This window comes from Chryseobacterium sp. KBW03 (genome assembly GCF_003852415.1).
In the GTDB taxonomy this organism is placed as follows: Bacteria; Bacteroidota; Bacteroidia; order Flavobacteriales; family Weeksellaceae; genus Chryseobacterium; species Chryseobacterium viscerum.
This window is the reverse complement of sequence record NZ_QAJO01000015.1, coordinates 62779-82419: the sequence shown is the minus strand read 5'-3', so window position 1 is coordinate 82419 and position 19641 is coordinate 62779. Positions and strand designations below refer to the sequence as shown.

The 19641-nt window shown below is 35.9% G+C and carries 21 protein-coding genes; 2 read left to right on the top strand and 19 right to left on the bottom strand.

Features of this window, described 5'->3' with window-relative positions; all coding sequences use genetic code 11:
- Positions 1-8 precede the first annotated feature (8 nt).
- Together DBR39_RS23250 and DBR39_RS23245 are read right to left on the bottom strand one after the other, a co-directional pair.
- A complete protein-coding gene (locus DBR39_RS23250) occupies positions 9-2954 on the bottom strand; it encodes a SusC/RagA family TonB-linked outer membrane protein (protein WP_228447906.1) in 2946 nt (981 codons plus the stop codon).
- Between the two features lie 434 nt (positions 2955-3388).
- Positions 3389-4153: an enoyl-CoA hydratase/isomerase family protein gene (locus tag DBR39_RS23245; protein WP_124537057.1), complete on the bottom strand. Its 765-nt coding sequence runs from the start codon at positions 4151-4153 to the stop codon at positions 3389-3391.
- A gap of 251 nt (positions 4154-4404) precedes the next feature.
- Between DBR39_RS23245 and DBR39_RS23240 the strand changes: the two genes are divergently transcribed.
- Both DBR39_RS23240 and DBR39_RS23235 read left to right on the top strand, forming a co-directional pair.
- Complete coding sequence (locus tag DBR39_RS23240; RefSeq protein WP_103234318.1) at positions 4405-4953, top strand: phage tail protein; 549 nt, start codon at positions 4405-4407, stop codon at positions 4951-4953.
- Positions 4954-4989: 36 nt separating this feature from the next.
- Positions 4990-5811 carry a T9SS type A sorting domain-containing protein gene (locus DBR39_RS23235; protein WP_124537056.1) on the top strand — a complete coding sequence of 274 codons (822 nt, stop codon included), beginning with the start codon at positions 4990-4992 and terminating at the stop codon, positions 5809-5811.
- Between the two features lie 86 nt (positions 5812-5897).
- Here DBR39_RS23235 and DBR39_RS23230 read toward each other — a convergent pair whose 3' ends face one another.
- From DBR39_RS23230 to DBR39_RS23155, 17 genes are all read right to left on the bottom strand, one after another.
- On the bottom strand, positions 5898-6584 hold the full coding sequence (locus DBR39_RS23230) for an SMUG2 DNA glycosylase family protein (protein WP_124537055.1): 687 nt from the start codon (positions 6582-6584) through the stop codon (positions 5898-5900).
- A 2-nt stretch (positions 6585-6586) separates the two neighbouring features.
- On the bottom strand, positions 6587-7357 hold the full coding sequence (locus DBR39_RS23225) for a DUF4241 domain-containing protein (RefSeq protein WP_124537054.1): 771 nt from the start codon (positions 7355-7357) through the stop codon (positions 6587-6589).
- A gap of 163 nt (positions 7358-7520) precedes the next feature.
- Positions 7521-7682 carry a bacteriocin-like protein gene (locus DBR39_RS24415; RefSeq protein ID WP_185147250.1) on the bottom strand — a complete coding sequence of 54 codons (162 nt, stop codon included), beginning with the start codon at positions 7680-7682 and terminating at the stop codon, positions 7521-7523.
- A gap of 115 nt (positions 7683-7797) precedes the next feature.
- Positions 7798-8415 carry a transposase gene (locus DBR39_RS23220; RefSeq protein WP_124537053.1) on the bottom strand — a complete coding sequence of 206 codons (618 nt, stop codon included), beginning with the start codon at positions 8413-8415 and terminating at the stop codon, positions 7798-7800.
- 138 nt (positions 8416-8553) lie between these two features.
- Entirely contained in the window at positions 8554-11049 is a 2496-nt protein-coding gene (gene paaZ / locus DBR39_RS23215; protein ID WP_124537052.1) for a phenylacetic acid degradation bifunctional protein PaaZ, read from the bottom strand.
- A gap of 110 nt (positions 11050-11159) precedes the next feature.
- Positions 11160-11987 carry an alpha/beta hydrolase gene (locus DBR39_RS23210; protein WP_124537051.1) on the bottom strand — a complete coding sequence of 276 codons (828 nt, stop codon included), beginning with the start codon at positions 11985-11987 and terminating at the stop codon, positions 11160-11162.
- Between the two features lie 34 nt (positions 11988-12021).
- A complete protein-coding gene (locus DBR39_RS23205; RefSeq protein WP_124537050.1) occupies positions 12022-12591 on the bottom strand; it encodes a transposase in 570 nt (189 codons plus the stop codon).
- Positions 12592-12668: 77 nt separating this feature from the next.
- On the bottom strand, positions 12669-13262 hold the full coding sequence (locus tag DBR39_RS23200; RefSeq protein ID WP_124537049.1) for a transferase hexapeptide repeat family protein: 594 nt from the start codon (positions 13260-13262) through the stop codon (positions 12669-12671).
- A 96-nt stretch (positions 13263-13358) separates the two neighbouring features.
- Complete coding sequence (pcaF, locus tag DBR39_RS23195) at positions 13359-14564, bottom strand: 3-oxoadipyl-CoA thiolase (protein WP_124537048.1); 1206 nt, start codon at positions 14562-14564, stop codon at positions 13359-13361.
- A gap of 51 nt (positions 14565-14615) precedes the next feature.
- On the bottom strand, positions 14616-15311 hold the full coding sequence (locus DBR39_RS23190; protein ID WP_124537047.1) for a DUF6624 domain-containing protein: 696 nt from the start codon (positions 15309-15311) through the stop codon (positions 14616-14618).
- 31 nt (positions 15312-15342) lie between these two features.
- On the bottom strand, positions 15343-15756 hold the full coding sequence (locus DBR39_RS23185; RefSeq protein ID WP_124537046.1) for a PaaI family thioesterase: 414 nt from the start codon (positions 15754-15756) through the stop codon (positions 15343-15345).
- A 5-nt stretch (positions 15757-15761) separates the two neighbouring features.
- Entirely contained in the window at positions 15762-16070 is a 309-nt protein-coding gene (locus DBR39_RS23180; protein ID WP_124537045.1) for a hypothetical protein, read from the bottom strand.
- Positions 16071-16159: 89 nt separating this feature from the next.
- Complete coding sequence (locus tag DBR39_RS23175) at positions 16160-17293, bottom strand: 3-hydroxyacyl-CoA dehydrogenase NAD-binding domain-containing protein (protein ID WP_124537044.1); 1134 nt, start codon at positions 17291-17293, stop codon at positions 16160-16162.
- A 40-nt stretch (positions 17294-17333) separates the two neighbouring features.
- On the bottom strand, positions 17334-17687 hold the full coding sequence (locus DBR39_RS23170; protein ID WP_103233838.1) for a four helix bundle protein: 354 nt from the start codon (positions 17685-17687) through the stop codon (positions 17334-17336).
- A 34-nt stretch (positions 17688-17721) separates the two neighbouring features.
- Positions 17722-18522: an enoyl-CoA hydratase/isomerase family protein gene (locus DBR39_RS23165; protein WP_109739263.1), complete on the bottom strand. Its 801-nt coding sequence runs from the start codon at positions 18520-18522 to the stop codon at positions 17722-17724.
- A gap of 142 nt (positions 18523-18664) precedes the next feature.
- Positions 18665-19135 (bottom strand): 1,2-phenylacetyl-CoA epoxidase subunit PaaD, encoded by a 471-nt coding sequence (gene paaD / locus DBR39_RS23160; protein WP_185147249.1) that lies wholly within the window; start codon positions 19133-19135, stop codon positions 18665-18667.
- The gene (locus DBR39_RS23155; protein WP_124537043.1) at positions 19132-19641 is read right to left on the bottom strand and encodes a hypothetical protein; all 510 of its coding nucleotides are present in this window, start codon (positions 19639-19641) and stop codon (positions 19132-19134) included. The genes paaD and DBR39_RS23155 overlap by 4 nt, the downstream gene beginning before the upstream one ends.

Below are 19641 nucleotides of genomic sequence, written 5' to 3'. Positions count from 1 at the left end.
TTAATTATTTAAAATGACACATTAAATCCTATCGTTACCACTCTCGCCGGAGTATATCTGTTTGATGCTGTACCGTTGAAAGCTTGTGCCGGTTCTAACCCTTTTCTTGCTGTTTTGCTCCATAAGTTCTCACCTGAAACAAGGATTCTTAACCCTGACACTCCAAGTTGAGATAAAGTTTCCGGACTGAAACTATAGCTTAAAGTAGCCTGTCTAAATGTAATAAAATCTGAGCTAACCAGCCATCTTGATGAATTCCCGGCATTTGAGCTCGTATATGTTGACGAATTTAATGCAGGAATATCAGTAATCTGACCCGGAGTTGTCCATCTGTCAAGGATATCTGTACTTAAAGCTCCTCCTTGTGAGTAGCTGGACATCAATGCTGCATAATTGGAATCATATGTTTTTCCGCCTAACTGATAGGTAAACATTGCAGATAATGACCATTGTTTATATGTAATTGATGTTCCGAAACTCCCGAATAAATCAGGAATTGCTGTCCCAGAATAATCATATTTCGCTTTGTTGAAATTGGTAGTCACTTTTTGACCGTTCACAGTTCTGATATCAGCAGCTGTTGTATTAGCAAACGCATCAGCAGCAAGGAATAAAGGCGAACCATCTGCCGGATCTACCCCATACCATTGTCTTAACCAGTAATCATATATTGAATGTCCCACAGAAACTTTCTTTGTTCCATTGATAATTTCCGTTATTCCATTGGAAAGTTCGGTAACCTGGTTTTTAAGAGTGGATGCATTCGCATTGATATTCCACGTGAAATTTTGAGTTTTAATAACGTCCGCATTAATGCTGAATTCGAATCCACGGTTATACATTGTTCCCACGTTTCTACTGATTGTATTATCAGGAACTCCGGATGAAACCGGAAGAGGAACCGGGAAGATCAAATCTTCTGTAACTCTTTTATAATATTCTACAGAACCTGTAATTCTGTTATTTAAAAATCCAAAATCAATTCCTATATCGGTTTGTTTATTTGCCTCCCAAGTAATGGTAGGATCAGCTAAAAAGCCAAATAGGATTCCAGGCTCCTGAGCATTATTATATCCTAAAGTATATGTACTTTTATACATATAATAACTGTCTGTTCTGTCATTCCCTACTTCACCATATGAACCCCTAATTTTCAATTCACTGATAAGATTAGAATTGCTTAAGAATTCTTCTCCTTTCAGCCTCCATCCTGCACCAATAGACCAGAATGATGCCCATCTTACATCTTTGGCAAATCTGGATGAGCCATCCCAGCGGATAGACCCTGAAAGCAGGTATTTTGATTTATAATCATAATTCAATCTTGAAAATACTCCTTCTTTTCTGTAATTATCTGTACGGGAAGTAAGTGTTGCAGGCGTTACAAAGTTGATCAATTCATCATTATCGTCTACAATCTGTCCTTTTTTATATCCGTACAGGTATTCATACATGAATTTATAACTTTCATGTCCAAAAAGGAACTCAAAATTGTGTTCTCCAAATTTTCTTTTGTAGTTTAAGAGCTGGTTCCAGGTGAAGGTTTGTTCAGTAAAGCTGTATTTTTCAGCTGAACCTCCGGGAGCTGCATCTCCGATAATTTTATTTCCATAGGTACTTCTTCTGTTATTTCTGATGTCATACCCTACGTTGGTAGATAAAGTAAGATAAGGATCTACTTTGATCTCAGCATAGGCTCTGGAGATGATGTAATAGTTTTTAGAAAGATCTTTATTTAAAAGAGTTTCCTGAATTACGTTTCTCCCAGCAGCCGCATCAGCACCTCTGGCACTTCCTGCATCATATACTATCTTTCCATCATTATCATAAAGGGTAGCAAATGTATTAGGATCATGAGCATAAGGGCTGTAAATAGGCCCCATTGTTCTTGTCCATCTGTAAGGGTTGATATAAGCAGAATTATTATCCACACCTTCTACAGAGTTATTTCCGTTAGAAGATACTCCACTGATACTTGTTCCTAATTTCAACCAGCTTTTAACTTGTGAATCTACTTTCAATCTTGCTGTAAATCTTTCAAAATCTGATTTGATAAGATATCCTGTTTCATTGGTATATCCCACTGAAGAAAAGTATGTCGTTGTATTGCTTCCTCCACTGTAATTCAATTCATAATTCTGTCTGAAACCTGTATTCATCAAAGGTTTCTGCCAGTCTAAATCTGTATATTTCAGTTTTGCATCTGGGTTTAAAATTCCATTCACTACTAACTGATTATCAGGAACATTAAAAACATTGGTCTTCAAAACTCCTGAAATCAATTGTGCTGTAGCATAGGCATTCGCATCAGCTATAGATGTGCCTGGTATTGAGGTTATTCTACCATTTCTTATAGACTCCCAGATAAGAGGATAATACTGATGAACATTCACTCTGTCATATTCCGGAATTGATCTTCCAATTGCTCCGGTACTCATACTAAAGTTGAATGCATCTTTTCCTTTTCGACCAGATTTTGTGGTGATCAGTACAACACCATTAGCTGCTGCAGAACCATACAACGAGGTAGAGGCAGCATCTTTCAGGATATTGAATGATGCAATATCATTGGGATTGATCGCAGCAAGAGAACCTGTATATATGGTACCATCTACCACATATAAAGGATTGGTTGTAATACCATACGAACCTATTCCACGGATTTGAATACTTGGTGAACTTCCCGGCTGTCCTGTACCGGTACTTACTTTTACTCCGGCACTGGCTCCGTCTAAAGCTTGTCCGATACTTGTAATCGGGCGGTCTGCAAATTGCTTGGCTTTTACTTCGGTATTGGACCCTACCATGGTTTCTCTTTTCTGGCTTCCATAGGCAACCACAACAATTTCATCAATCTTAGTGTCCTGGGGTATTGTGTCCCGTTTCGCCTTTTGGGCTTCCACCAGATGTCCTCCTACAAAGAAGAGCACAGCAGTGCTTAATATTAACTTCATTTTCATATTTAACATATTTTAACAGTATGAAGGCAAATATATGTAATAAAAACTGTTAAAAACACAAAGAAAAAGATATTTCATTGAATTAAATACAATTGATTAATAATTTTAATCAAGATTATTTAATTAATTAAAAAATTAAGTTAAAATTTCGTTAAATTAGTTTTAAAAAAACCAAACAATCATTTAAATAATGTTAAAATACTAGTGATTTAAAATAAAAAACTCACTTTAAATACCATAAAACAAAAATAAACAACAATAGAATGAAAATATCCTAATCTCAACATGAGTAAATACAATTGATTTCCGATTCATTGAAAATATTCAAATAGAACTCTTACGATAATAAAAAGACATAAAAAATCCGGAGAAACAAAAATTTCTCCGGATCGTATACTCATTAAAATCCAGTATCTAAAAGAACAAGATTATTTTGCTCTCAATCTTTCTTTAATGGATTCGATATTTTTCTTTGCAGAATCTTCAAGGATAAGACTTGCGCTCATATGGATTCTTGCAGGCATCAATTCATTGAAATGATCCGTCCCTTCCCATGAAACTTTTTTTATTAAAGCTAAAGCATCACTGCTTCTTGATGCTAAAGTCTGTAAAAAAGTCTCCAATTTTTCATCCATTTCCTGAATAGAATCTGAAACGGAATGGTAAACATTATGCTGTTCAGCCCACTCAGCTGATCTGAAGTCAGCATCAATAGCCATTGCAGAGAATTGTGACTTTCCGATTTTTCTCTCTACATAAGGTCCGATTACAAAAGGTCCGATCCCAAGATTGATTTCTGTAAGGGCTAAAGCGGAGTCTTTTGTTGCAAAACAATAGTCTGCTCCACAGGCAATTCCTACTCCCCCACCGGTTGTTTTCCCTTGAACTCTTACTACTACGATTTTTCCACAATTTCTCATGGCATTTAAAACTTTTGCAAAACCACCGAAAAATTGTGTGGAAGCTTCGAGCTCTTCAATGGCTAAAAGCTCATCGAAACTTGCTCCCGCACAGAATGCTTTCTCACCTGCACTTTTTACTAAAATAGCTTTAACCTCATCTTTTGCGCCTTCTTCAAGGATGGTTTCTGCCAGTTTTTCTAAAATTGCCCCCGGAAGAGAGTTACTTTTGGGTGTTCCGAAACTGATCTCTGCGATATTATTTTTAATTTCTGACGCTACAAATTCGCTCATTTTTATTTTTATTGGATTCTTACAAAAATACGAAATACAGCTCGTTCAGAGAAACTTAAAGAAGAAAAATTCCTCCAAAATATTGCTTGATAAGGGAGTCATTACGTAGAAATACGGAGTTTTCAATTTGGTATTTTCTACTCTAGTACACAGCTCTTATTAATCGTTCCTTTGGACTAGAAATAATAACCAAAGGCGGAATCTGAAAAGCCCACAACAGAGTAAGAAATTTAAAACTAAAAATTATTATCATGGACGAGTACATTGGAATTGTTAAATTATTTGCTGGAAATTTCGCACCTAGAGGCTGGATGTTTTGCGACGGAAGCTTATTAAGAATCTCAAACAATTCTGCCTTATTTTCTATCTTAGGAACAACTTATGGTGGAGATGGTATCACAACTTTCGCTTTGCCCAACCTAAAAGGACGTATCGCATTAGGAGCTGGCAACGTAAATGCTAATGAGTATTATCCTTTGGGAGTAATGGCGGGTACTACACAAAATACCATTTTGTCTTCAAACCTTCCAAGTATCGGAAGTGGATTTCAGTTGAAAATAGCTAATCAGAACGCAAATTCAGTAACTCCTACGGCAGCATCTTCTTTTGCCATCACAGGAATTCCAAATGGGAGAAATTTTCAGGCAGTACCAAGTTATATCGATACCGATCCTGACACTGCGATCAACGCCAGATCTATTTCATTTATCGGGCAGAATCTTCCAATGAATAATATGCCACCTTATCTTGGACTGAACTATATCATCTGCATTGAAGGTATATATCCTCCACGCAGTTAATACTTATACAATAACCTAACATTTAAAACAGAAATCATGAAAAGCACTACTTTTTTTCTAATGTGTAGTCTGCTCATTTCAACTCTTACCTTCGGGCAGACCAGTACAGAGACTTTCGAAACAGAATCTGCAGGAAGCACTAGCTTTACAGATAATGGAGTTATATTTAATATCATCTCCCATTCTTCTACGTTCAACATAGGACTTTTTCCTGGAACAGGATGGGGTGGCACTGCTAATGATAACAGGTATATCGATAATACATCTAATGTAGGCCCTGCAACACCTTCTTTCAGTATAAAGACCACTTCTAATTTATATAAGATAAATAGATTTTGGGTATATGTAGCCAATCAGTTTTCAAATCCAGTTGTAACAGGGACATTAACTATAACAGGAAAACTAAGTGGGATCACAAAATTTACGCAAACCAAAACTACTGGTTTTGCAACCACTCTAGGTACCACCAACGGATATACCCTGATTGATATGACTAATCTAAACGGGCAAAATTATTCGAACATAGTTATCGATGAGCTTCAATTGACCCTTGGAGGTAATTATTATTATCTTGGTGTAGATGCCTTCACCTGGGTAAAAGACAGTAACATTGTATTGGGTACTTCAGAAGCCAAAAGCACACAAAAAAACATGACTGTTTATCCTAATCCAACCAATGGACCACTTTCTATCAATACTGAAAAAGCCAGTGAAGCTAAAATATACAGTATGGATGGTAAAATGCTGAAAACGGTACAAACTCAGAAAGGAAATAACGAAATTAATATTTCAGAGCTTCCAAAAGGAGTTTACATTATCAAAACAGCTAGTGAATCTACCAAAGTCATTAAAAACTAATATCAGGAAATTTCACATAAGTTCCAAGTTCCCCTAAAGATTCTAATTCATAAATGACAAATCCCTTAATTGTATTATTAAGGGATTTATTTTTTCAATGCTAAAATGTATTTGTTTATATAAAGCTGTTTCTCTTTGGATTTATATTGCTGGATATACCTGGGATGCTCCAGAACAGTCATGGTATCAAAAAGTTTCGCTTCTTTGTTTAATTTTGATATAAATTCGGCGTTCTTTTTACCGAGAATGAAAACCTCTGAGGTATCCAGGTTAAGACTGATATGCTTCTTCAGAGAATCAATCATAAAATCTTTGACTGCTTCGAACAGTTTTTTATCATCATAATAGTTGGCATTAAGCCATCCATTTTTTGTTTTTCTTACAATAGCCAGCGGAAATGGAGAATTGATATAAATGTCTTTGTAGAAAAGATCTGCACCTCCATATTCTTCGATCATATCATACATGAAAACAGAAGAGACTTCATGAGTACGGGCAGATTCCATTTTTATTCCGCAAATACTTTCCAGCCTTTTTGTATCAGTAAACGGAACACCCGTAACGCCCGCTCCGTGACGGCTGGGATTGATTCCGATCATAAATTTTCTTTGAGCAGAATCACTATAATATTTATGATAAAACTTTTGCATGACTTCCATCGTTTCCGGATGATCCAAATACGGATTCAATACCTGAAAACCTTCAGGAAGATTTCCCAGACATTCCAGGTTTTTATTGAACTGAACCACTTTATCAGCAAAAGTTTTATTCATATTTAGCTTTTAAGAAAAACAAAATTTTCAGGTTGATCATCATCTTCTTCCTCGTCCTCATCTTCGTCACTTAAAGCCAATTCAACATCAATAAATTGAATGTATAAACCACAAATTTCTTCGTTGTCATCATAAGCAAAGTAGACAGGATAGCTACCATCACCAAAGCCACTTGCAAACATCGGAATCTGATAATCGGTATTGGGAACCGTCCAATTGATCCAGTCGCCTGCTTCTCTCTGATTGTTGGGATTATCTTTATAGCTTTGTGAGAAAAGCTCGGCGAAATAATCATCATACACATTGTCAACCTCTATTTCATCTACAAATTTATCCACAAAAGGAAGCACTTCCTTATCACTAATACAACCTAAGCCTGCATCTACCCCGAAACCAAAAAAATCATCTTCGGTTATGTCATTCAATTCTTCAATCCCTACTAAGGCTTCTCTGTAAATAACCGGCTTTTCTTTGGTAAATTCTACTTTTACAACAGCATACCTGTCCCCCCAGTCTTCAGACTTTACCACGGCAATAGTGACAGGGAAATTACCTTTTGGAGCCTGAATAAAATAAGGTGATTGATTTGCATTTAGAGAAACCAACGGATCTCTTACCACCACTTTTCCGGAAGGAAGAGAAACATTTCCGATTTCCATCGTCTCCATTTTCTGCCCCAGAATTTCATCAGAAGTAAAATAGGTTTCCAGGTCTGTAGGACAAACCAAAATATTTTTCACTTCTTCCCATTTTTGCATCCAGCTTTCGTTCATAGTATTATTTTTTTGAATTGATTTCAGGTTTGAAAGTAATGAATAAATGTAAAGCCATCAAATATGTCAGAATTTTTAACAAAAGATTATAAAAATAAAGCAACAAACTCCGAAGAATTGCTGCTTTATGTATTGTTTTAAATGTTTAAATTAATTAAAAGGACTAAGAATCTGCACATATATAACATGCTCTGGGAATATCTGGCCATCTTCCAGGAAGACAACAGCTTCCGGGAGGACAAGGATTAAGGGCACAAGACCAGTTTGGCCCGGCACCTTTAAGAGATCTCAACTCGTGTCTTGAAAGTTTTTTTAAGTTTTTCATAGTAATCAGTTTTGAAGTTCTCTCCTACTCTATATGCTTTTCGGATTTCGCCTAATAAAGTTAGTTATTTTTAATCATACTTTGATCCTTGTCAAGGATGAGTTGGACTTTCAAATTAAAATTCGCCATCAAAATCAATTACCTTTTGATGCGATAATATAAAATTTTCTCTGTTATCAAATAATTCAATAACCTCATCCCTTCTCAATAATGTTTTTGATTGGCTCAAAATAGATTGATAGGAAGAAAAACTATATTTTGGAAACTGAACACCAAAATGATTTTGCGGATTTTGATGAATATAAATTATGACACTAATTAAATATTCATCCGATGTAATCAATTTCCTTTTAAATGGAGATTCAATAAGAGCACCATGCCTTTTATTCTCTTTATTAAAAGCCTGGGAATAAGAATTGAAGATCCGGGCAAACTGTTTTGAGAAAATATTCTGAGGAGAATGAAGGCCAGCTTTTATAGTATCTTCAAAATTTTGACCTTCGACAAAGTTACTCAGTTCAACATCAGACTTTATCTTAACCAAAAGATGAAAATGATTAGACATGAGACAATATGCATATACATCACAGACAGGAATAAGAAATTCCGAGACTTTATTGAGAAAGAACCTATAGTTTCCATCTGATTTGAAAATAGCTTCTCCGTTAATACCACGGTTGTAAATATGGTAAAAGCGATCTACCTCAATTGGAGTAGTTCTAATATCTGTCATCTTATTTTGTGTTTTTAAACTTTGAAAATATAAAATAATATTACCCTTGTCAAGGTTTAAAACCTTGACAAGGGTAATTGTCCATTAAAAAATCCCTTTCAATTACTGAAAGGGATTTTAAACTTATATTTTACTGAATTAAATCAATCCAAACTGTTGGAAGTGGTGTGTAAAATGCTTTTTATGCATTAGTTCCCACATTTCTTTATTCAGTTTTCCGAATACATAATTCATGTGTTCTGCCTGTGGATTTTCTTTGTAATAGATCACAAATTTCTTCAGGTTATCCATGAATGACAGTTTTGCTGCTTCCAGATTCTTGTGGATAAGTTCAGGAAGTGAACCATCCTGAGGAAGGAACGGAGCTGTAAATTCTTTTGGCATTGCTCGATGATTATACAGAGAATCCTGCCATTTTTCAAGATTTTCTTCAGGAGTGAAACATTTTTCTGCTTCGGGCTCTCCAAAGCTTACCAAGACTGCTTTCTCCAGGTGTTCAATCATTTGCTGCGGAGACATTTTACCCCAAATTGGAGGAGTATTCTCCGTCAGACCGTTCAAACTTTTTTGAATATTTTTCACATTCAGATCGATGAAAGGGGATTGTTTTGCCACCAATGTCAAGATTGTTGCTACGCAAACTACCTCATCTCTTTGGTTTACCACTTCAACCAGCCATTTTACAACACCGGAAGGAATATTTCTTCCTTTTACTCCTCTGTTGATTTTTTCTTTGGCTGTTAAATAAACCGTAATGGTATCTCCCGCGTATACTGGTTTGAAGAAGCTGCATTCTTCCAATCCGTAATTAGCAATTACAGGTCCTTTCTTACCGGAAACAAATAATCCTGCTGCTGCCGAAAGGATGAAATATCCATGGGCTACCGTTTTATCGAAGATTGTCCCCGATAAACTTGTTGCATCAGTATGGGCGTAGAAATGATCCCATGAAACATTGGAGAAGTTTACGATATCTGCATCTGTAACGGTTCTTCCTGCTGTTTCTAAAGAGTCTCCTACTTCTACTTCCTCAAAATATTTCTGGAAAGGATGCTTGTCTGAGAATTTTTTCTCTGCTCCCTGTTGATAAATTTTAGTAATCGCTTTCAGTACATCCGGTGAACCCTGAATAGCTGTTTTCTGCAGGAAGAAATGAAGACCGCTCAGACCTCCCATTTCCTCTCCGCCACCTGCTCTACCAGGACCTCCGTGCATCAATGTCGGAAGTGGAGAACCGTGACCTGTGCTTTCCTTGGCATTATCTCTGTTCAGTACAAAGATTCTTCCGTGTTGGGAAGCCATTTTCCATGAAGTTTCGGCGATAAAGTTCTCGTCATGAGAAACGATAGATCCTACTAAACTTCCTTTTCCTCTTTTTGCCAATGCAGCTGCTTCTTCAGCATCTTTATACGGCATTAAAGTAGATACCGGACCAAAGGCTTCTACATCGTGAGAGATATTTTTTTCGAAAGGCTTGTCATTCAGGAATAATTTCGGACTCATAAATGCTCCGTTTTCATAGTCGGCATCTACCAGCTCGTGTTTTCCGTCATAGACAAGTTCTGTTTCTGATTTTAAAATGTCTACTTTTCTAAGAACTTCTTCATACTGCTGTCTTCCCACCAAAGATCCCATTTTCGTCTCTCTGCTTAATGGGTTTCCGATTTTTGTTTGATCCAAAGCTTTAGACAAAGCATTCTGAACATCACCGATTAAGTGCTCAGGAACAATAATTCTTCTGATCGCTGTACATTTCTGTCCTGCTTTCGTCGTCATTTCGTTGCGAACTTCTTTGATGAATAGGTCAAATTCTGGAGTTCCCGGTTTTGCTTCCAATCCAAGGATAGAACAGTTCAAAGAATCTGCTTCCATATTGAAACGAACAGCATTTCCAGCGATAGAAGGCATTGATTTCAATTTTCTTCCTGTATGGGCTGAACCTGTAAACAACACAGAGTCTCCGTCTTGTATATAATCCAGAATATTTCCTGGTTCACCACACACTAACTGAACGGCACCTTCAGGCAATACTCCACTTTCAATCATGTCCTGGAATACAGCATTCGTAAGATAAGATCCAAAAGGTGAAGGCTTCACAATGGAAGGAACACCCGCCAATAAGGATGTAGATAGTTTTTCCAACATTCCCCAAACCGGAAAGTTATAGGCATTGATCTGTACAGAAACTCCTTCACTCGGCGTTAAAATATGAGTTCCTAAGAAAGTTCCGTTAGCTGAAATTTTCTGAGTATCACCATCAACCCAAAATGAAGTGTTAGGCAGCATTCTTTTTGCTAATCCTGAATAGGTAAAGAACGTTCCGAAACCTCCTTCAATATCCACCCATGAATCAACATGGGTAGCTCCTGTTTTATATGATAAGTCGTAATATTTTTTCTTTCTTTCCAGCAGGTAAAGCGCTACTTTTTTCAACATTTCTCCACGGTCGTAGAAAGTCATTGAAGAAAGGTTTTTATATCCCACTGTTCTTCCGTAGTCAAGAGCTTGTTCAAAATTAAGCCCTTCTGTATCGGAAACAGCCACCTGTTCTCCTGTAACGGCATTGTACAAAGGAACTCCGCTTCCGTTACCTTCTACCCATTGTCCGTAGATATAGTTTTTTAACTTTTCCATATAGTTTTTTACTTTTTGCTTAGATTATTCTTTTTAATAAGCTTATCTAAACCTTATAGGTTTTAAAAACCTATAAGGTTTGAGTATACAATCATTCTTTCAGATAAAAATTATTTCGGTTCCTGATACGGAAACATTTTCACTAATCCTTCATATAAACTTCTGTGAAGAATGGTTGCGTGATTATCTGTTTCCATCATTTTATATTCTAATGTCCAGTTTTTCTTTCCTGCTTTTTTCAAAACATCATAGAAATTCTCTGCATCTTTTATCATTACAGGATGTTCTCCTTTCCCTACAGAAACATAGACAAACTTTTTAGTATCAGGAGATTTTGAAAGTAGTTGTGGAGCCTGTTTTAAAAGACTCTCATCATCCCACCACAAACTTGGACTGATGATAAAATAGTTATTGAACATTTCCGGTTTTTTCAAAAGGATTTCTGTTGCTAAAAGTCCTCCCAAAGATTGACCAAAAAGGTATTTATCGGTTGTTTTAAACTGACTTTCCACATAAGGTTTTAATTCTTTTTCAAGAAATGCAATGAACTTATCAGAGTGTCCTGTTGTAGGATAATCTTTCTGTAAGTCTTTTAAATCCGTATGAAAAGTAAAGTCTCTTTTTCTGTCTACATTAGCAACTCCCACCACAATGGCTTCCGGCATGGAATACATCTGATTAAAGAATTGTACTAATCCTGTCACGTGAATAAAATCTTCATTCATACTTCCATCCAATAAATAGATCACCGGATATGATTTTGTTTTATCAAATCCTTGTGGAAGATAAATATTCAGCGTTCTGTCTTCATTTAAGGTTTTGGACTTAATCGTCCTCACTTCTCCTATTGTAAGCGGTTTTGTCGTAACAGTCTGTGCTGACAGCGTACTCCCCACCGCAAACATTATGCTGCATGCAAGTGCAATTTTCTTAATCATATTTAATTTTGTCTCTTGTTCACAAGTATTTAAATTATTCCAAATCCATAAAGTCATATTCTACATTAGAAATATGATACTTTATAAAATCTTCTGTTGTATCAAAAAATTTCATCAATTGCATCCTCTCTAATTTACTTGGTTTAGATAAATTGACATAGGAGCTATATGATGTATATTTCCATTCGTTAATATCATTTACATAGCCGTGATTTACCGGATTGTTATGAATATAATGAACAAGCTTAGTCAAATATTTTTCGTCCTGAACTCTTTTACGTTTCAAAAAGTCAAGAAAAAGAGCACCTTTCCTATTGTATCTTTTGTTATAAGCTTTAGCATATGCATTCAATAAATTGCTAAAGGGTTTCATTAGATACTTATGTTCAACTTCATTCAATTCTTTAAACCTCAACAGCAAATGAAAATGATTTGGCAATAAACAGTAAGCATAAATATCAGCAACAGGAATAATATATTTTAATAATTTATTCAAAAAATACTGATAGTTTTCATCTTCACGGAAAATTAAATCTTTTCCAACAGCGTGGGAATATATGTGATAGATATATCCACACTCGAAGCTTTCTGTATTATTAGCCATTTATTTATCATTTTGTGTGTTTTTATTTTGGTAAGTTCAAACCTTATAGGTTTTAAAAACCTATAAGGTTTGAACTGTTATTTTATATCATCCCAAATGCTGTAATCCACAATTTTCGTTGGGATCTGCTGAACATATTCTGTAAAAGGCTCACATGGCAGAATAGCTTCTTTTCCTTCTCTTGCCAGCTCCTGATATAATTTTGTTCCTTCTGTTTTCCAGTGAATCATTTCGTCAGATACATCACGGATTACTTTTGCAGGGCTTCCAACGATCAGCTTTCTTGGTTCACATCTGAAATTAGCCGGTACAAAAGCCAATGCTCCGACGATACTTTCATCACCGATATAAGCTTTGTCCATTACCACAGCGTTCATTCCGATTAAGCAGTTTTTCCCAATGTGTCCGGAATGAATGATCGCTCCATGTCCGATATGTGCAGATTCTTCCAATATGGTTTCTATATTCGGGAAAACGTGAAGAGTACAGTTTTCCTGTACATTAGCTCCGTCTTTAATGATAATTTTTCCCCAGTCCCCACGAATGACTGCATTGGGACCGATATATACTTCTTCACCTATTTCTACGTTCCCGATAATGACTGCCTGCGGATGAATGTAAGCAGATGGTTTTATAATGGGACGAATTCCGTGGTATGAGTAGATGTTCATATTTTTTAATTTGAAAATCTGAGAATGGGATAATTTGAAAATTAATAATGTCTTTAAACATTTTCAAATTCTCAAATTAACTCACTTTCAAATTAATTATACTTTTTCGATAACCATTGCATATCCTTGTCCTACACCGATACATAGGGCACACAATGCATATTTTTTATCTTGTTTCTGAAGTTCCATTGCTGCAGAACCTACAATTCTTGCTCCGGAAACACCCAGTGGGTGACCGATGGCAATAGCTCCCCCGTTCGGGTTTATTCTTGCATCATCATCTTTCAATCCTAAGCTTCTTGTTACTGCCAGCGCCTGTGCTGCAAATGCTTCATTGAGTTCGATGATATCCATGTCTTCAAGAGAAAGGTTCAATCTCTTCAATAGCTTTTGAGAGGCTTCTACTGGTCCTATCCCCATGATTCTTGGCTCTACTCCTGCTACGGAAGATCCTAAAATTCTGGCTTTTGGTTTTAAACCATATTTTTTAACGGCTTCTTCACTTGCTAAAATCAAGGCAGCAGCTCCGTCATTCATTCCTGAAGCGTTACCAGCAGTTACCGTTCCTTCTTTTCTGAAAGCCGGACGAAGTTTTGCCAAACCTTCCATAGAAGAGGTTGGCTTAATGAATTCATCTTTTTCAAAAACAATAGGATCACCTTTTCTCTGAGGAATTTCAACTTTTACAATTTCTTCTGCCAGTCTACCATTTTCCTGAGCTTTTGTCGCTTTCTGCTGAGACCAAAGGGCAAATTTATCCTGATCTTCTCTATTGATCTGGTGGATATCTGCTAAATTTTCAGCAGTTTCTCCCATTCCGTCAACCCCGTATAATTCTTTCATTTTAGGGTTGATGAAACGCCATCCGAAAGTAGTATCAAACATCTGACTGTCTCTTCCGAAAGCAGCACTTGGTTTTGACATTACATAAGGGGAACGTGTCATATGCTCCACTCCTCCTGCAATATAAATTTCTCCTTCTCCTGCAGCAATGGAACGGAATGCATTTGCTACAGCAGACATTCCTGAAGCACACAGTCTATTAACAGTCTCTCCTCCGATTTTGTAAGGGAGACCAGCCAGTAAAAGCCCCATTCTTGCAACGTTTCTGTTATCTTCTCCCGCCTGATTGGCACATCCGAAAATAACGTCTTCAATTTCCTCCACAGGAACTTCAGGGTTTCTTGCTACTACTTCTTTAATAACAATAGCAGCCAAATCATCGGCTCTTACTTCTGATAATCCTCCCTGCAGTTTTGAGATGGGAGTTCTGACATAGTCTATGATGTATACGTTATTCATAAATATTTTAATATAATAATCCAGTAATGTAACCGTGTAACAATACCTGATTTATTTGTTTTTATTTCTCAGTTCTAAAACCTGTTTTACAGTATAGGGCTCGTATTTGAAGTCCTTTCCATACATTCTTTGGATACTTTCTTCAAAGGTGGAATCAAACCCTGCTTCTTTTCTTCTTTTATTTACATTCTTAAGATCTTTGACAGGCCATACAAAATTGACAAAGATTTGTTTCCCGTCTTTATCTTTTGTCATTTCTCCTTTTCCCTGTGTTCCGTAGATCTGTTCTTTGTTTTCATTCATCAGGTATCGGTCTTCCATCATAGCAACCGATGTAAAAGGAATTTCCTTCTTTTCCCCGGCTTCTTTGATGAGCGGAAAATATTTTGCAATTTTGGTTGAATGCTGAATCACATACCATGCAGCGTGATTGGTAGGCTCACCCACCAGTGTTTTTCCGGGATAGCCGTATTTTGAAATAATACTTTCTATTCTCTTTATGTTCAGAGTATCATGCTCAGCCACCAACTCCCATCTTCTCTTTTCAAACTCATCACTGTCGATATTCAGATCTTTCAGAATCTGTTTTTTCTTATCCGGGGTTATTTCAGAGTCAAAAAGCATTCTGTATCCCTGATCCACCTTCATGATGTCATCAAGTTCTTTTTTCAAAGTTTCGTTCACTTTCTGCTGAGCGTTTATCAAAAGAGTTGAAATCCCGAAAAGCAGTGCAACTATTTTTTTCATTTTGTTTAATCCGGTGTCTGGTTTTAGTTTTTTATAAATCGGTTACTTTTTTCCCGATTTTGTAGACTGTACCTACAAATTTTGCTATCAGCTCCTGGTTTTGATTGGTAATCTGAATGTCATAAACGGCTGTTTTTCTTGTGTTATTCACCAAAATACTTTCTGCTCTGAAAACATCGCCTTCCTTTCCTGCTTTGGTAAAATTGATGATACAATTCAATGCTACAGCGGCATCTCCGGTATTGTTGGAAGAAAATGCCAGCGCTGAGTCTGCAAAAGCGAATGTGACTCCACCATGAACTGTTTTAAGCCCATTAATCATATCCTTCTTAATTGGCATTTCTATTAAACAGTAATTTTCTTTTACTTCAATCATCTTGATATTCATCCACTGGGAAAAATAATCCTGATTGAACATATAATCTGCTACTTGTCTTGGATTCATTTCTATTATATGTTTGTTATTTCTTCATACAGCTCATCAGATAACCTGTCATAAATACTCATGGTCTTACCCAGAATGATTTGTTCGTATGAAAGATTTTCTACGTCTGATGAATTTTCAGAGGGGTAGGAAGCATTTAACTCAATTCCGTTTTCGTTGGCTAATCTTTTGATCAGCTCTTTATATTTTTCATTAAACTTTCCTAATAATTCTAGCCTTTCTTCATTATTTACAGAGGAAGCTTCCTGTGTTAAATACTGTTTTTCAATTAAAAGTCTGGTCTCCAGCTCTGCTCTGAGTTCTTCTATATCCATAATATTAATTTGAAAATTAAATAAATTTGAGAATTTGAAAATGAAAACCTATTATAATCAATTTTCAAATTGGCCCATTTTCAAATTATCTAATTCATTTTACGAAGTAAGGGACTTTGTCTGTATCTTTCTTCCTGATATTCTTCGTAAAGGCTCTGAAGGGTTTCGGAAATTTTTGCATACCCGATTTCTTTACCCCAGCTTAATAATCCTTTCGGATAGTTTACGCCTTTCTGCATGGCCAGTTCGAGATCTTCATCATTCGCAACGCCTAATCTTTTGGCTTCAACAGCTTCGTTGATCAGCATGGAAATGATTCTTAAAAAGATCTGCTGGTATAAAGCATCGTCTTTCTGAGCAACAGGTTTTTCTGCTCCTTCGCTGTAATCGTAGAAACCTTTTCCTGTTTTTCTGCCGTGAAGTTTTGCTTCAGACATTCTTTGCTGCAATAGAGACGGCTTGTATTTCGGATCGTAGAAATAATCTTTGTAAACGGTTGTTGTTACAGCAAAGTTCACATCAACTCCGATAAGATCCATCAATTCGAAAGGTCCCATTTTGAAGTTCCCCAGGGTTTTCATGGCGTCATCCACCTGTTCTGGTGTAGCGATGTTTTCTTCAACAATCCTCAGCCCTTCCCCATAATAAGGTCTGGCAATTCTGTTGACAATAAATCCAGGGATATCTTTGGCAATAACAGGCATTTTTCCCCATTCTTTCATGAGGTTGTATATTTTTTCTGCTAATGTTTTTTCTGTTAGTAAGGATGAAATAACTTCCACTAAAGGCATCAATGGAGCCGGATTGAAAAAGTGAATTCCGATGAAACGCTCCGGTTTCTTTAGTTCTGCACCCAGAGAGGTGATAGAAATAGATGAGGTATTGGAACTGATGACACAGCTTTCTGAAACATACGTTTCAAGTTCTGTAAACACTTTGGTTTTAATGTCTTTGTTTTCAATAATTGCTTCAATAACCAATTCACAATCTTTGAAGTCTTTCAATTCTGTAGCAATGGAAATATTAGATAAAATTTCAGTCATTTTCTCTGCCGAAATTTTTTGTTTATCAACCAATTTGGTTAATGTTTTTTCCAAACCTACGGTTGCCGTTTCTACTTGCTTTGCGTTGGCGTCATACACCCAAACTTTGCATCCGTTCGTTGCGGCTACTTGTGCAATGCCGATTCCCATCGTTCCGGCACCGATAATTCCTACATTCATATTTTAAATTTGAAAATTTGAAAATGAGTTAATTTGAAAATTATTTTAATTTTGAGCTTGAAATAATTTTAGACAGAATTAATAGAATTTCTTTTAAATCAGATATTAATTTTTCGTTTGGAGATTTCAAATATGGAGACTTTAAGCACAGCAAAAGCCAATATTCTGTTTCATCAGCTTCTTTAGCTGCAATTTTTAATTTATGAATAAAATCTGCCTTACTTTCTGCATTTTGAGCTTCTCTAACATTGGCTCCAATCGAAGTTCCTGATTTAAAAATTTGATTTGCCAAAGGAAATTTTTTAGCTTCGTATAAATCTTCTGAAAATTCAATAATATGTAGTGCAAAATCAAAAGTCTTATTTACAATAATATTTTCTTTGTCATTTCTCATTTTCAAATTCTCAAATTAACTCATTTCAAATTAATTATTTTCCTTTATAATTAGGTTTTCTTTTTTGTAAAAAGGCATTTACTCCTTCAAAGAAGTCTTCTGTTCCTGCAGCTTCCTGCTGAAGATCTCCTTCCAGCTCAAGCTGTTCTTTCAATGTGTTGGTATAAGAACTGGCAAAAGCTTTTTTCGTAAGCTTAAGCGCTGCTGTTGGCATGTTTGCCATTCTTTCAAGAATTTCCATAGATTTTGGAACGAACTCTTCTTCAGTGAAAACTTCAGCAACAAGGCCATGAGTTTTAGATTCTTCTGCAGATAACTTTTTACCTGTGAATGCTAAATAATTGGCCAATTGTCTACCTAAAAGCTTCGGTAAGAAGTAAGTTCCTCCTGTATCAGGAATTAAACCGATATTTGAAAATGCCTGAGCAAAATATGCTTTCTCATTTGCTAAAACGAAGTCGGAGATTAAAGCCAACATCGCTCCCGCTCCTACTGCAGGACCGTTTACTAAAGCAATAACCGGCTTTTTGCAACGAGTAACTTCCAACACTAAAGGGTTATAATAATCTACCACAATTTTTCTGATAATATCATGATCGTGGTGTTCTTTACCTGCCACAAATGCTTCATCCAGATTCTGACCTGAGCAAAATGCTCTTCCTCTTCCAGAAATGGCAACACATCTTACAGTTTCGTCTTCGCTACATTCTTTAACAAAATCTCTAAGATCTGATAAAGCCGGCTTTGTAAGGGCATTCATTGTTTCCGGTTGATTAAGATATGCGATTTTAAGCTTCCCGTCAAAATGCGTTTCGATATCGAGTTGTGTATACATAGTTTTTATAAATTTATTATTTAACAACGCACTAATTTAACAATATAAATTAATGTAACCGTCTAATAATTTAACAATCTAGCAATTCCTTCGTTATGCTTTGCATAGCCGTAAAGTTTGTTGCTGATTGATGAATAACTCATCAATGACATTTAAAATAATCAAATGGCTCCAGGCAGTCTAAACATTGATAAGAAGCCTTACACAAGGTAGACCCAAATCTGCTGATCTGCTTGGTATGTTCGGAACCGCAACGTGGACATTTTTTCGGTTTCCCAATGTGATGTTCGTCTGCCCCTTTTTCGGGAGGTGTGATTCCGTAAACACGGAGTTTTTCTCTCGCTTCATCAGTAAGCCAGTCTGTTGTCCAGATCGGAAACATCTTGGTTACTACTTTTGCATCCCATCCATTTTCTTTCATCATTTTGATAATATCCTCCTCAATGGTAAACATAGCGGGACAGGCAGAATAAGTGGGCGTAATTGTCACTTCACAAGAATTCTCGCTGGTGACTTTCGCTTCTCTTACAATACCCAATTCCACGATATTGATTACCGGAATTTCCGGATCGGGAACCATTTCTAATATTTCTAAAGGATTTTTCAAGATCATTGTATCTTTTCTAAGTTTAGAATTATAATCTCCTTCAAATCTTCTTCACTCATAATTTCATAACTTAAACATCTATCAATTAAATCATTTAAATGAAAAAAAGGAAGATATTCTAAAAACACTTCTGATTTAAACATCGCATATTCATCTGGATTTTTAACTAAATCTGGGTTTGAATTTAATATCTGTTGTAATGTATTATAATCAAATTCAGATGTATTATCATTAATGTCATATATCTTAAATCCAAAATATTCAGACCTAATAATGTTTGGGCTTTCTTTATAAAGAATATAAAATTTAAAAATAAATTTATCTTTTAATAAAAAATATTTTTCAAAACTATTGATAATAAACTGATTCGAAAATAAATCAATTTCTGACTTGAAACAATTAGAAATATTAACCTCTTCATTAGTTACCAAATCTAATGCTACATCATTATCAATTAAATTCCCAATAAAGGATTCTGAAATATTTGGTCTATAAAATTTTAATATATTCAT

Coding starts and splice junctions, on each gene's coding strand:
- DBR39_RS23250 (WP_228447906.1), bottom strand. CDS start 2,954: ATGAAGTTAATATTAAGCACTGCTGTGCTCTTCTTTGTAGGAGGACAT.
- DBR39_RS23245 (WP_124537057.1), bottom strand. CDS start 4,153: ATGAGCGAATTTGTAGCGTCAGAAATTAAAAATAATATCGCAGAGATC.
- DBR39_RS23240 (WP_103234318.1), top strand. CDS start 4,405: ATGGACGAGTACATTGGAATTGTTAAATTATTTGCTGGAAATTTCGCA.
- DBR39_RS23235 (WP_124537056.1), top strand. CDS start 4,990: ATGAAAAGCACTACTTTTTTTCTAATGTGTAGTCTGCTCATTTCAACT.
- DBR39_RS23230 (WP_124537055.1), bottom strand. CDS start 6,584: ATGAATAAAACTTTTGCTGATAAAGTGGTTCAGTTCAATAAAAACCTG.
- DBR39_RS23225 (WP_124537054.1), bottom strand. CDS start 7,357: ATGAACGAAAGCTGGATGCAAAAATGGGAAGAAGTGAAAAATATTTTG.
- DBR39_RS24415 (WP_185147250.1), bottom strand. CDS start 7,682: ATGAAAAACTTAAAAAAACTTTCAAGACACGAGTTGAGATCTCTTAAA.
- DBR39_RS23220 (WP_124537053.1), bottom strand. CDS start 8,415: ATGACAGATATTAGAACTACTCCAATTGAGGTAGATCGCTTTTACCAT.
- paaZ (WP_124537052.1), bottom strand. CDS start 11,049: ATGGAAAAGTTAAAAAACTATATCTACGGACAATGGGTAGAAGGTAAC.
- DBR39_RS23210 (WP_124537051.1), bottom strand. CDS start 11,987: ATGATTAAGAAAATTGCACTTGCATGCAGCATAATGTTTGCGGTGGGG.
- DBR39_RS23205 (WP_124537050.1), bottom strand. CDS start 12,591: ATGGCTAATAATACAGAAAGCTTCGAGTGTGGATATATCTATCACATA.
- DBR39_RS23200 (WP_124537049.1), bottom strand. CDS start 13,262: ATGAACATCTACTCATACCACGGAATTCGTCCCATTATAAAACCATCT.
- pcaF (WP_124537048.1), bottom strand. CDS start 14,564: ATGAATAACGTATACATCATAGACTATGTCAGAACTCCCATCTCAAAA.
- DBR39_RS23190 (WP_124537047.1), bottom strand. CDS start 15,311: ATGAAAAAAATAGTTGCACTGCTTTTCGGGATTTCAACTCTTTTGATA.
- DBR39_RS23185 (WP_124537046.1), bottom strand. CDS start 15,756: ATGAATCCAAGACAAGTAGCAGATTATATGTTCAATCAGGATTATTTT.
- DBR39_RS23180 (WP_124537045.1), bottom strand. CDS start 16,070: ATGGATATAGAAGAACTCAGAGCAGAGCTGGAGACCAGACTTTTAATT.
- DBR39_RS23175 (WP_124537044.1), bottom strand. CDS start 17,293: ATGAATGTAGGAATTATCGGTGCCGGAACGATGGGAATCGGCATTGCA.
- DBR39_RS23170 (WP_103233838.1), bottom strand. CDS start 17,687: ATGAGAAATGACAAAGAAAATATTATTGTAAATAAGACTTTTGATTTT.
- DBR39_RS23165 (WP_109739263.1), bottom strand. CDS start 18,522: ATGTATACACAACTCGATATCGAAACGCATTTTGACGGGAAGCTTAAA.
- paaD (WP_185147249.1), bottom strand. CDS start 19,135: ATGATCTTGAAAAATCCTTTAGAAATATTAGAAATGGTTCCCGATCCG.
- DBR39_RS23155 (WP_124537043.1), bottom strand. CDS start 19,641: ATGAATATATTAAAATTTTATAGACCAAATATTTCAGAATCCTTTATT.